The 13,613-nt window shown below is 43.5% G+C and carries 9 protein-coding genes; 4 read left to right on the forward strand and 5 right to left on the reverse strand.

The features are described 5' to 3' along the window. Window positions 1–102 precede the first annotated feature (102 nt). The 5 genes from DBT49_RS06580 to DBT49_RS06600 all read right to left on the reverse strand — a co-directional run bounded on the left by DBT49_RS06580 (window position 103) and on the right by DBT49_RS06600 (window position 10,249). Window positions 103–5,667, reverse strand: a complete 5,565-nt coding sequence (locus DBT49_RS06580) for an accessory Sec-dependent serine-rich glycoprotein adhesin (protein WP_111872374.1) — start codon at window positions 5,665–5,667, stop codon at window positions 103–105. Window positions 5,668–6,070: 403 nt separating this feature from the next. Continuing rightward, window positions 6,071–7,285 (reverse strand): M20 family metallopeptidase, encoded by a 1,215-nt coding sequence (locus tag DBT49_RS06585; RefSeq protein WP_070560582.1) that lies wholly within the window; start codon window positions 7,283–7,285, stop codon window positions 6,071–6,073. Between the two features lie 57 nt (window positions 7,286–7,342). Next, entirely contained in the window at window positions 7,343–8,182 is an 840-nt protein-coding gene (locus DBT49_RS06590; RefSeq protein WP_070560581.1) for a MetQ/NlpA family ABC transporter substrate-binding protein, read from the reverse strand. 441 nt (window positions 8,183–8,623) lie between these two features. Continuing rightward, window positions 8,624–8,866, reverse strand: coding sequence for an LPXTG cell wall anchor domain-containing protein (locus DBT49_RS06595; protein ID WP_070560579.1), 243 nt, complete (start codon window positions 8,864–8,866; stop codon window positions 8,624–8,626). A gap of 93 nt (window positions 8,867–8,959) precedes the next feature. Continuing rightward, window positions 8,960–10,249 (reverse strand): Y-family DNA polymerase, encoded by a 1,290-nt coding sequence (locus DBT49_RS06600; protein WP_083300538.1) that lies wholly within the window; start codon window positions 10,247–10,249, stop codon window positions 8,960–8,962. Window positions 10,250–10,472: 223 nt separating this feature from the next. Here DBT49_RS06600 and DBT49_RS06605 point away from each other — a divergent pair, with 223 nt between their 5' ends. The 4 genes from DBT49_RS06605 (at window position 10,473) to DBT49_RS06620 (ending at window position 13,553) form a co-directional block, all read left to right on the forward strand. Next, a complete protein-coding gene (locus tag DBT49_RS06605) occupies window positions 10,473–11,024 on the forward strand; it encodes an NADPH-dependent FMN reductase (RefSeq protein WP_064292120.1) in 552 nt (183 codons plus the stop codon). 215 nt (window positions 11,025–11,239) lie between these two features. Beyond that, window positions 11,240–12,112 carry a DUF975 family protein gene (locus DBT49_RS06610; protein ID WP_070560577.1) on the forward strand — a complete coding sequence of 291 codons (873 nt, stop codon included), beginning with the start codon at window positions 11,240–11,242 and terminating at the stop codon, window positions 12,110–12,112. A gap of 155 nt (window positions 12,113–12,267) precedes the next feature. Then, window positions 12,268–13,032, forward strand: coding sequence for a threonine/serine exporter family protein (locus DBT49_RS06615; RefSeq protein ID WP_070560575.1), 765 nt, complete (start codon window positions 12,268–12,270; stop codon window positions 13,030–13,032). Window positions 13,033–13,046: 14 nt separating this feature from the next. Beyond that, window positions 13,047–13,553, forward strand: a complete 507-nt coding sequence (locus DBT49_RS06620; RefSeq protein WP_070560573.1) for a threonine/serine exporter family protein — start codon at window positions 13,047–13,049, stop codon at window positions 13,551–13,553. The last annotated feature ends 60 nt before the right edge of the window (window positions 13,554–13,613 follow it).

Genomic DNA, 13,613 nt, shown 5'->3' on the forward strand with positions numbered 1-13,613 from the left:
TAGAATGCTAAGGAAAGTTTCCCTAACATTCTAAAAACAAAGCTAGAGGGTAAGATTATAATTCTTACCCTCTTTTGCTTTGTTTAAGATAAATCAGCAATTTTATGCATCATTATCTTTCTTTCTCTTGAAACCTAAAGCACTTAGGCCTGCAAGAATTGCAGCTAATCCTGCTCCAAGAACAGATTGATTTTTCGCTCCGGTTTGAGGCAAGAAACCTGATTGCTTAATTTCAACTTGAGAATCTTGATCAACATTTTCAACGCTTTCCAAACCTGATACTGCTGACGATTTAGTAGTATCAAAAGATTCTGAAGAGCTTATGCTTGCAGATCCGTGCTCTGAATTAGAATCTGGCGCTAAATCGACTTCTGATTCTGAAGTTAGGTCACTTTCGCTAGTAGATTCTGAACTTGCAGAATCAGATTCACTGGTATCTACTGGACCTGCTGCACTTGCGGATTCGGACGCTGAGGCACTTGAACTTGCAGACTCAGAGGCTGACACACTTGAGCTTGCGGATTCGGACGCTGAGGCACTCGAACTTGCTGACTCGGAGGCCGAAGCACTTGAACTTGCTGACTCGGAGGCCGAAGCGCTGGAGCTTGCAGACTCTGACGCAGAAGCGCTAGAGCTTGCCGATTCAGAAGCGGACGCGCTTGAACTTGATGATTCGGACGCTGAGGCACTCGAACTTGCCGATTCAGACGCTGAAGCGCTGGAACTTGCAGACTCGGATGCTGACACACTTGAGCTTGCGGATTCGGACGCCGAAGCGCTCGAGCTTGCGGATTCAGAAGCGGACGCGCTTGAGCTTGACGATTCGGACGCTGACGCACTGAAACTTGCGGACTCGGATTGGACAACTGATTCAGATTGGCTAGCGGACACTGAACTGGACTCTGATTGCGAAGCACTCTCAGATTGCGATTCAACCATAGCTGATTCACTTTGAGAAGCACTTACAGATTCAGACTTAACTGCTGACTCTGATGCAGATTCACTCGCCGAAATACTGTTATTATCCTTAGCCACATTCACAGTTACGTTAGTATTATCCTTAGTACCATCTGGATAATTGACCACAACAGGAATAGTTACAGTACCATCTTCAGGACGTCCTGAACCGGGTGTAAAGGTAACTTCACCGGTATTAGGATCAATTGTTGCTATATCGCCAGTATTTGGATCTTCCCAAGTCGTCGTCCCATCATCAAAAGTAAAGTTAGTGCCAGTAGGTGGTGCCACATTATCTTGATGGGTCTTCGGACCAGTTGGATTGTTTGGATCATTTGGAATTTCACCTGAGAAAGTTGGCTTCACAGTTACCGGTGTTGGATTTTCACCAGATTCAGTCTGACCAGTTGGATAAGTTGGTTCATAAGTTTCCTTATTTGGATTACCAACAATGACCTTAACATCATCTTCACGACTTGAACCATCGTTAAAGGTGACTCTTACGGTAACATTATGAACGCCCGGCGCCTTCCCGTTAGGAATTTGACTAGGATCTACGATTTCAACCTTTGTAGCGACTGTGTTCTTTTTATCGAACAGTGGGGTACCAGCCTCCCAATATGCGTCGTCAAGCTTATCTAAAACTTCCTGTTCTTGTGTTTCTTCGCCATATTTCTTATAAATTGGTTCAGGTTTAGGAACGAAGATTTCTGAGAAAGGTTTTCTCACATCGAAAGTTGCATTAGCAGTATCTTCTGTACCATCTGTATAAGTTGCCTTAACAGGAATTTCGACATGACGCTGAATAGAATTATTTAAATCTACTTCAAATGGATCAAAGTTTTCTGGTAAAGGAACTTCACCTTTAGCATTAAAGGTTACTACTCCTGTATTCTCATCAATTGTTGCGGTATCCCCTGTGCTAGGATCAGACCAGGTTGTTCCTCCATCAACGAAGCTAAACTTAGTACCATCAGGCATTGAAGTCGTTGCTGGATTTGGATTAGCGGTGGTCTTAGCTTCTGTGAATGTTGGCGTATTTGTAGTTGATTCACCGGGTTTAATAGCACGAGGGAAATCATAGCGGAAATCAACTTTTTCATTGATATTCTCTTTACGCCATTGGGCATAAACTCGAGTAGAGCTTGTGATTGGCGTTGTGCTAGTAAATTCTGTTTCCTTGATTAACTCATTATTTTCGTTTAATCCATTTGGAACAGTTGACCAACCCACAAAGACATAACCTTCACGCGTTGGATCTGCCGGCATATTTTCTTCGCCTAATCCATTAGGTTGGTAATTTGGATCCGTAGCAAACTTATCATTATCAGGCGCAACGACTGAAGTTGGATTGCCTGTTGTTGGGGCATCTGCTGCATAGGATCTAGCAGCACCTTGTGGTACATCGTTAAAGTCGAAAGTTACGCGAGCTTTCACTCGACCAATCACTTTTTCAGAACCTAGAGCAGCGTCAATAGTATCCGTTGCTTGTTTTTCAATTTCACTCTTATTAGCATTGAAGGATTGAGCATAAATTGGCGCATCCTTAACTAATTTTACGTCACCCGGTACTGGCGCAGCAAATTCATAAACATCCTTATACACTTTACCAGTAATGTCATTAGTATAAGATGATTCTGGATTAACCGCAGTTGCTGATGCCACAGTAATTGCTGCGTTTTTGCCATTATTTTCATTATGCACTTCTACCCGAACGGATTGTCCTGGGACTTTAGTGTAACCCTTAATAATGGTATCCGTATCAAAAACATCTTCCAAAGCCGGCATGTATTGCGTACGTTCAATTAGGGTTGAAGCGTAAGTTTCAGTCCCTGTCCATACACGTGGTGCTTTAGAGATTTCTCCTTCTTGGGCAGTGAATGTCATAATGGTTTGACCGTTCACTGTAATTTGCCCAGCTCCAAGCTTACCACCACGACCACCATAAAGAGTGATTTTCTCACCTTTTTTGAGGGTAAATCCTTCACCAGGCATGGCCTTGCTCATATCCAAGGTATAAGTGGCATTCTGGCGATCAAACATTGTATCTTCATAAGGTGAGCCATAGCTGAGATATTTTACGTTATCGCCCAGAAGTGGCAAGGTCCCAATTTTCATTGCTAAACGATTAGCAATCTTTTTATTTTTGATTTGGATACCTGGTATCTCACTACCTGGCTCACGATCGAATTGCACTTTAATCTCGGCATTCGGCGGAATAACCACATCTTGTTCTAATGTCTTCTCAATGACTTCTACGCCTTGGCTATTACCAATCACCATGGTGGTGTAGACGTCTAATGGCATCATCTGTGGCGTGCCGCCTTCAACTGCTGGATAGAGCGACTTCATCGCTTCTGAGTCTATATTTAAAGTTGTAACCGTAAATGATTGGTTAGTGAGCTTTGTAGACTCATCTGCAAGGAAACCACGCGTATCTTGCTTGGTCCAGATGACTTGGTCATTCAGTTCATTAACGCGGAAGGACTGTGGAGCAAAGATAACATAAGCCATATTATTAGCTTCATCAATATTAACTTGTTCCCGGGTAAAGCCAGTACGTGGACTGCCGCCAACTGGGTTACGTGCTTCAAGAGCGTTCATGGTACGAGAAGGTTCCACATAACCAATATAACCATTAGCATCTGGTTTGAGGACATCTAGTAGGGCCTTATCAAAGGCTAGACGGTAACCCATAGAGTCAACACCTACATGGTAGTCGCCATTAGTATCTCCCTTATCCCAACCGGATGCGATATAGAGTTTGTTTTCTAAATGGTTGAAAGTGACTGTTGTTTGTGAACCATAAACGACTGGTGCCAAAGCTCCATTATCATCAGCCAACATTGGCACTAAACCTGCTTTCATATTAGCAGCATCAGACTTAGGAATGGTTGTTGCTGATGTATAGGCACCATAACCATCCATCACTAGGTTTGAATTTTCTGTTTGTTGGAAGTTTTTAGCGTAGACTCTTTCTAAACTGCTATCCATAATTCGGGTCTGGATAGTCGTATCAATATTATCTAAATCTTGAAGGTTTTGTTTTCCTAAGAAAAGCTTGATTGGCGTATGGTGCATGTTACCTGCCAGACCAGACTGCGTCATCTTAGAAAACTCCATAATCACTTCATTGAGATTTTTGCCGTTAATAAATTGTTGTTTTTGACTACTGTTACGATAATATGACCTAGTCCAATCGATTGATTCTTTAAATTCTGGAGTAACGTGAAGGACCACATTGTTCCATACAGCAGAGTCTCCCCGTTGGTACCATGAATAAGTCAGGTCCAAGATTAGATTTCCCTCATGATCGGTATGGTGACCTTGGTAGTTCAACTGAGCGATAGTCTGTGGTTCTGAAATATTGTTCGTTGAAACCAATCTGTTTTCTGGTCGTAACTCCCACTTTTGTAGTCCCTGGTTAGACATATCGCGTTCTTCCCAGTTAGGCTCTTTATAGTAGAACTTACCATCTGTTTGGTCCTTGTAGAAGCCTTGTCCTGTATCAACCAAGTTCGTCTTCCCTGTATAGGCTGCATAAGGCTGGATAACGTATCCTGAACGAACTGCTCGCAATGCTTCTTGGTTTTGTTTCAAGTCAGATAGGAATTGGAGGTGCAGTGATCGTGGATAATTTTCAGTATAGGCTGTATTAGCTACCGTATGGGCGATTTCAGCAATTTCAGATTCACTATAACCAGCTTTAGATAATATAGACTTTTCATCATTACTTAAGCTATTATTTTGATCTTTATTGTCTTCCTTAGAAGTAGCGCGGTCTAAACCTGCTTGCAAGTCACTCGCTTGACGGTCTGCTTCCGCTTTACTCTTCCCATGATTTAAGCTACCTGCACCAGCTAATTCAGCAGCATCACTAGCGGTTCTAACCACAAAATTGTTAACTGGGACTTCAGGGATTTCTACCCCATTCACTTCATAACTGTTTTCAAGACCAGCAGCACTTCTCACACCAGTATCATTTTGAACCGCTTGACCATTTTCAAGAGCTGGTTCAGCTTCATTAGCTGCTAGTGGAGCTTCTTGGCTAGGTGAAGCAGATTCCTCTTCGGCGACATTGCTTTTACGATCCGCTAGGCTTTCAGATTCTTGGCTAGTCTCAGACTCCGATTCGCTTTCACTGGTGGCAGCTGATTCGGATGCACTGATAGCAGCGGATTCATAACTTGAGACAGAGGCGGATTCTGAAGCTGACAAAGACTCGGATTCGCTGAGGGATTCAGACTCACTAATTGAAAGTGATTCCGATTCACTAGCGCTGATGGATGCTGACTCACTTGCTTCAATATTAGCTGAAGCTTCATCCGCAACTTCACTTGCTTGAACCGTTTCAGTGGTTGATTCGGCTGCTTTCAATGCGGCGGAATCGGTATTAACTAAGGTTTCTTTTTCTAGGACTTTTTCCTTAGGTAGTTCATCCGCACTCACTTGTGGTGTGGTTAAGGCTGCACCACCGGCTAAGGCACCTAAGGCAGTCAATCCTTTAAATAGGTACTCCTTTTTATCAGTTGAAGAATTTTCTTCAACTTGGGAGGATTCAATATGCTCAATTACGGGTGATTTTCCAAAGAAACGCAGTAAACCAAATTGTGAAAGACATGATTTCACCCAGGACTTCCCGGCTTTATACATCTTCACTCGTGTTTTACGTTCAGTTTCTAGATAATCCCCATGTCTAAATTTCTTCATATGCAACTCCTTCTTAATAACGATTAAAAGACATAGATCAGACTAAAAATATAAGAAAATACCCGAGACAATAAGGGCTCAAGGTACATTATTTAGTTAGGATTATCTCATATTTTTCCTAAAAATAAAGCAAATTTAAGATTTTATACGCTTTAGTATATTGTTTTTCAGCAAAAAGAACATTATTTTAGAATATTGTATTTATTTCTATATTTATCCAATTATGGTCAGGTTGAAATGGTCATTAATGGTTCTTAGAACTGAGTTTAACTACGACTTTAAAGAAAAAATTTTTACCTTTTTCCAAGAAAAAAAGCCCTTAACTTAGCGATTAACTAAGATAAGAGCTTAGGAGGTTGTTGTATTTAGTGTTAACTGAATCTATTTATAAAGTCTGACCTGCCTAGTTACCCTTGGCTAGGGCTGCTTGGTGGTCGGCTTTAATTTGGGCTAATTTATCGGGATCAAGGATTAAATCCAATCCGGTTAAGGCCAGTAAAGTGGCAGCAATACGAATGGAATCGAGCCCCTTGGCTGACTTCGCCGCGGCCACTAGTTCTGTTGAGTGGCCGGGTACGGGTTCTTCAGAAATGGCTAGGAAGGGTTGGATAGTAGGTACCACATAAGAAATATTTCCTACATCGGATGAGCCATGGGCTTGGCTATCTGGCTCCTTAACCGTATCCAAATCTAAGCCCACTTCGTCCGCATGACTGAAAAAAATCTCATCAAAGGAAGGCGTGATGATCATGTCATCAACCTTGTTTTGGAAAAGCCCAAATTTCAGTTGGGCCCCGGTCGCATGGGCAGCCCCTTCAGCAATTTTTTGGACTCTCTCTCTGACCTTGTCCAGGGTATGGCGGTTATAAGCACGAATATAGAAACGCCCTCGGCAATAATCCGGAATCACATTAGCCGCCTTTCCGCCGTCAAGGATCACCCCGTGGATGCTGACGTCATCGTGGAGGTGGAGGCGTAAGGCATCGATCCCGTTAAAGGTAAGGATCAATGGTTCCAAGGCTGAGATCCCATCTTCTGGGTTAGCGGTAGCATGCGCTGACTTACCAAAGAATTCAATATCGACAGGATCATTAGCGTATAAGTGGCCACTAGGACTGGTGTCACCACCAGGATGCACACAGAGAGCCGCATCGACATCATCCAAGAAGCCTTCGCGGACAAAGCTTTCCTTGGCTGAACCGTTTTCCCCACCTTCTTCACCAGGCGTCCCGTAGACCCGAATTTCACCGCCGACTTGGTCAACGACCTGCTTCAAGGCCGCTGCGGCCAAGCTGGAATAATTACCAAAGAGGTTGTGGCCACAGCCATGTCCAATGTCGGGTAAGGCGTCGAATTCAGCCAAGTAAACCAGAGTTGGCCCTTCCTTTTCACTCTTATAACGGGCATCGAAGCCAGTGGGATGGCCAGCGACATCCCTTTTCACCGTAAAGCCTTCTTTTTCCAGTTGATTGGTCAAGATCTCTTGGGCAAAGTATTCATGGTTACTGGTTTCCGGATTGGCGTGGATTTTTAGGGCGTTGTCTTGGTAAGTGGCTAAATTATCTTTGACATAGTTCTTAATGGTTTCTTGTAGGGCTTTTTTATCGGTAGTGGTCATTTGACATACTTCCTCTCCATGTGATGGTTTCGTTTGTTGCTAGGGTGTAGTTAAAGTCTAATTGCGGCCAAATAGTTTCCAAGCAGCAACATTGGCCCCGTTGGATTTATCCTTAATGACTTGCTCGGTTTCGTCGGTTTGGTAGGTATCGACAATCTTCTTATAGGTTGGGTTATCCTTATCTTCTTGACGAGCGACCACAATATTCACATAAGGTTTAGACCGTTCATCGACCGGTTCTTTGAAAATAGCGTCTTGGGGGGCTAAGCCGGCATCCACAGCATAACCACTGTTAATGAGAGCAATATCCACATCATTTAAGGTCCGTGGGGTTTGGGCAGCATCCATTTCTTCAATCTTTAGCTTTTTAGGATTTGAAGTAATGTCATCCACTGTTGGGGTAATCCCAGCGGCGTCATCCACTTCAATGAGGCCAGCAGACTCTAAGAGGATAATGGCCCGACCACCATTGGTCACGTCGTTAGGAATCGACACGGTGGCCCCGTCTTGTAATTCTGACAGGTTCTTAATCTTATGGGAGTAGATCCCTAGTGGTGCCACTACGGTATTTCCAATGGAGACTAAGTCCGTGCCGAATTGTTCATTGAATTTATCTAAGAAGACTTGATGTTGGAAGGCATTGAGGTCAACTTCCCCCTCTTCCAAGGCCTTATTAGGTTGGTTATAGTCAGAGAATTTGACGTATTCCAAGTTAATCCCCTCAGCTTTGAGACGTTCTTGGACGGTATCCCAGTCGCGAGTATCATCTCCAACTACACCCAGTTTGACTGTAGTTTCCTGCTTGCCTTCACTGCCACTACCACTATTAGACCCACAACCTGCCAAAGCAAGAATACTTAATGCACTGGTTACCAATACTTTTTGCCATTTCTTCATTATAAAGACCTCCTAATATTTTCCATAAAAAAAGTCCCCTACTATTCGCTTGAATAGCAAAGGACGACGTATCGTGTTACCACCTTTTGTTCAGAGCCCTACTGTTAATGACTATCATTGTAGCAACTCCCTCGACCTAGCCGAGACCCTAACTGTCTAGACTAGCGCTCCTGCTATCGACCGAGCCCAGCCGACCTTGTCTACTTATTGACAAGATATCCTCAAAGGCCATCTTCAGCGCCTTTCACCTAGTTCCTCTCACCAAACGGAACCTCTCTTCAAAGTGGCTAACACTTACTCTCCTTATCGACGGATGATTTTATGGATAATTAACTATGCACTTAGTCTATCACCAGGAATCGCTCCTTAGCAAGTGTTCGCCTGATACCGGTTTATCATCACTAGCGTTCGCTTTTTTAGATAGATAAACTAGAATAGGTTCTACTTCTTGTTTTTACGGTTACGGAAGAAGAAAAATCCGCCCACAATTAGTAAGACGACTCCGACAATTAGGGCTGTTCGAGTCACTTGGGCCCCCGTTTGTGGCAGACTTTGACTGTAATAGGTTCCCGCTAATACACTAGTCCCATCACCTAGTAAGAATACTACTAAGGCACTGAAAAGACTTAAGAAGTAAGTCGACAAATTGTTACTTATTTTTGACAGGGTCTTTGTATCTTTCATCAGAATCTTCCTCTCTCATTTTCTAACCCCATTATAGCAAAAATGCGACTTACACCAAATTCATAGCTATCCTGCTGACTTTTCGATCGCAACTTAAGCCTGGTGGCCGCCAATCAACTTATTGCGCTCTAAGCCAGTCGCCCCTTCCACCAAACTATTGGCATAGAAGAGCGAGCTAGGACCATAGTGGTCATGGATTTTTTGCATGGTGTCATAGAGACGTTCTTTCTGCAAGGTGCGGTCCGGGTCTTCAAAGAGACTAAGTTGAATGCCCACCTTTTCTTGAAACTTACTAGCACTGAGGGCGATTTGGCGGATAGGCTGCTTATCCTCATAGTATAAACGGAAGAGTTCCACCCAAGCGGCATTGAGGTCTTCAGGACGGTCGGTGGGATCAATGGGGACTTGATGGCGGAAGCCGCGGTCCACTACCTCATGGGAATACCCCACTGACAGAGAGACTTGACCGGCGAGTAAATGGTGTTGGCGTAAGCGGGCCGCGATATCATTGCCCATCTCGCGAATGATGATCGATACTTGACCTGGGTCAGTATAATCGCGCTGGAGAATTTGACTCTTACCAAAAGACCGCGAGGAAGGCACATATTTGTCACGGATAATACTGTGATCAATTCCGTTAGCATGTTCAAAGAGTTCGACACCAATAATTCCTAGCCGCTTTTGCAGGAGGTAGACATCCGCATGGGCCAAATCTTCCACAGTATAGATCCCTAATTGGTTGAGCCGTCGCTCTAAGCCCTTGGCAATCCCCCAGAAATCCCTTAGCGGGTCAATCTTCCAAACCGTTTCAGGGATCGATTCATAGGACCAGTAATCAATATAGGGCGGAGTCTTCTTGGCCGAGTTGTCCAGACACAGTTTAGCCAAGAGCGGGTTATCACCAATCCCTACCGTGGCGGTAATTCCAAAGGCCTGATAGACATCGGCTTGGATTTTTTGGGCGATAGCTTCATTACTGCCAAATAGCTTGTGACTATAGGAAACATCCAAGAAACTCTCGTCAATACTATAGATATGGAGGTCTTCTGGGGCAACATAGTTCAAAAAAATCTCATTAATATCGAGATTAATCTCAATATATTGGCTCATATTGGGAGGGACAATTTGAATATTGTGGTGGCGGGGAAATTCAAAGAGCCGCGACCCGGTTTTCAAACCATACTTGGCTTTGACTCTTGGCGTAGCAGCCAGGACCAGTCCTCCATTGGCTTCTCCCCGTGACATGACGACTAATTCTGCTGTCAAGGGGTCTAGTTGCCGAGCCACGCATTCCACACTAGCGAAAAAAGACTTCATGTCGATGCATAGGACATCGTGTTTGGGTTCTCTACTATAATCAAAATCATAATTGTAACGTTTCATGACTATTATCCTCTAACTGATTCAGTGATTGCTTGAACAACTTTTCTTCATTTTACGAACGTATGTTCTGTTTGTCAAGTGGATTACTGAAGCTGTCTTTTAATCACTTATTAAAAGTACTTACTTTTTGTGAGCATAAAATTTGTCATGGGCTCTCTTAGTGGTTAAACTAGGTAGTGTAGTTATAAATTAAAAATAAAAAATGAAAGTAGGAGATATTATAATGACTAAATATGGTGTTGTTTTAGGTTCAATCCGTAAGAACTCATTTTCAGAAGCGATTGCTAAAGGGATCGTAAAAGGTTTACCTGAAGATGCAGAAGTCACCTTCATCGAAACTGCTGACCTTCCTCTCTATAGCCAAGACTATGACGAAGCGCCAGAACAACCTAAAGAATATACGCGTTTCCGTGAAGAAGTAAAAGCTCAAGATGCTATCATCTTCGTCACCCCAGAACACAACCGTAGCGTTCCAGCGAGCTTGAAGAACGCCATTGACTTAGGTTCTCGTCCATACGGTTCCAGCGTTTGGGAAGGTAAACCAGCACTTGTTGCTTCTCAATCACCAGCAGGCATTGGTGGGGCCATTGCTAACCACACCCTCCGCCAATCCTTAGTCTTCTTAGATATGCCAGTGATGCAACAACCTGAACTCTACATTGGTAATTCCGCAAACTTCATCGGGGAAAACGGTGAAATTACTGCCGAAGATACCCAAGAATTCTTAGCTAATGCTGGTAAAGCCTTCGCTGAATTCGCCGCAAAATTCGTTTAAGCCTAAGATTTTAACAAGATAAAATACTGACATCGGGCCGTGACTCTCATGAAGTCACGGCCCTTTTTAATGGTTCACTTTGTATAAAATAGTCAAGCGATTCTCCATTTAATGACTTGAGGAACTTCATTTTTTCCATTTTTAAATAAAGTCTGCTGTGTTATCCTAGACTTAAGAAAATTATTAGTCACTTAAACTCAAGAAAGGAGTTTATTATGGATAAATTAGCGCTTCCTAATCGGGCGATCCGTCAATCAGAAAAAGAAATTACCCCAAAAAGTCTCAAGTTTTTACTGGCTGACTTTGCTATTATTGTGATTCTTAGTTCTGCCATTGCATCAATTACTGACTTTACCTTTGCCCGTTTTCAATTCTCCGAGAATTCCATTGATTTGATCAACACCTTGATTTCTACCCTGGTCTTCGCCCTGCTGAGCTATGGCATGACCTGGGGCTTGGTCGACGCCGCTAAAAATCGTAGGCCCTACCAAGCTTTGAGTGTGTTCCGTCCCTTTAAGAAAAATTTCTGGCATAATGCTTGGACTAGCCTCTTAGCGCAAATCGTCAATATTATTGTGATTTGGCTAATGTCTCTTCTAACAGCCTTTGCCCTCCTCGTTTTTGCCTCTCTAGTCTTTGGCTCTGACGATGCCTGGCTCATTGTTGTCCTAGTGGGTGGGGGACTTTTGATTGGCTTAATTGCTTATTGGGTCAATATTAGCTTAGCCATGACCCCTATCCTGTTGAAAGAAGAGCCTGAGATGGGTGCTTTCCAAGTCATCAAGACCAGTTGGGGCTTAATGCGAGGCAACCGCTGGAGATATTTCTGCTTGGTGCTTAGCTATAAGTGGATTGCCTACCTGCTCATTTTCATCTCCCTCGTTGTGAGTTTTGGGATTATTGTCTCTGTCGACACAAGCTATGGTTCAGGACTCAATTTCTTAGGGTTAGTTCTCTTCTTTGCTGTCTCCCTCTTCATCGTGTTCGTTTCAGTTTACTATGGTCTGCGTTCAAAAGTAGCCGCTGCAGTCTTCTACCAAGCCCGGCTCGAACAAGAACGCGGTATTATCGAAGGCCAATTTAACTAAGATTAAAAGCGTTAAAATAAATGATTAAGAGTGACTCACTAATCAGTGGGTCACTTTTTTTATGGGTGCGATTGTTTAAATAGGACCGGCAAAAGTCTTTCTATGCTAGAATGAGAGTAAATGACTGGCACAAATTATCCAGGAAGGAGATTACTATGGCAGCCATCAGCGAAGAACAAAACCACTTACTTTTATCCACTTGTTTACTGGCCGGTAAGATCATGATGGAATCAGGTTCCGAATCCTACCGAGTTGAAGACACTATGCAGCGGATCGCCCAAAACAGCCACCGTTTTGACACCGCCTCCTATGTCACCAACACGGCCGTCTTTATGAGCTTAAATAAGCACTCAGACATGCAAATGGTCTTAGTCAAAAAGACCTCCACCGACTTAGCTAAAATTGATGACACCAACCAACTTTCCCGCTCTTACGCCGAAGGAAAACTCAACCTGGAAGAACTCTATCAGGCGCTCCAGGCCGTTGATAAGCAAGAAAAAACCTTCCTCTTTAGTGTGCAATTATTAGCTGCAGGCGCCGCCAGTGCCGCTTTTATGCTAATGATTGATTCGACCAACTACTGGGATATTGGTTTTGCCTTTGCTATTGCCATCATTGGTTTTGCTATTTCTGAATACTGCAAGGTAGAATTTGAAATTACTTTCCTCAGTGACTTTTTTGCGACTACCGTCATCGGCTTTTTAGCCCTATCCCTAAACCGCCTAGGTCTGGTCAATAACTTGGACTCCTTGATCACAGGCTGTATCATGCCCCTCCTTCCTGGGCTAGCCATTACCGGTGCCCTACGTGATCTTTTTGCCCGGCAGTTAATTTCAGGTATGGTCCAAGCGGTTAACGCCATCTTAATTGCCATCGTGCTCGGTGTCGGTATTGCTCTCACCCTGCAATGGTTAGGTTAGAAAGGAGTTCAGCCATGTTTACCATTATTGAACAGTTTGCCCTATCCTTTTTTGGGACGGTCGCCTTTTCCACCATTATTAACGTGCCTAAGCGGGCTTTGATTTATTGTGGCTTAACGGGAGCCAGTGGGTGGATGACCTACTACTTCTTTATGTCTTGGTTTGGCGACTTAATTATCGCTAACTTCATGGCAGCACTTGTTATCGGGATTATCTACATCTATCTGTCACGCAAGCTGCGTTTACCGGTGATTATTTTGAATACCCCCGCCATCCTGCCCTTGGTCCCTGGTAATGCGGCCTATCTCTTTATCCGTTATGCGGTGCAAGGCAATTATCAGTTAAGTGTCTCCTACCTGATGGACGTTTTCAAGGTATCCGGAGCCATCGTTTTTGGTTTTATGTTTGTTAACCTAGCTGAACAACAAATCCGTCGCCAACGCCAAGAACGGGCTCGCCGACGTTTAAAGAAAAAAGCGGCCAAAGAAAAGGCCGAAAAAATGAAAATGGCTAAGTCTTAGTTCTTCGATTAAATCGCTAATCAACAAAAAAATCAGTGCCACTTTGAGCACTGATTTTTT

This window comes from Aerococcus mictus, assembly GCF_003286595.3.
In the GTDB taxonomy this organism is placed as follows: Bacteria; Bacillota; Bacilli; order Lactobacillales; family Aerococcaceae; genus Aerococcus; species Aerococcus mictus.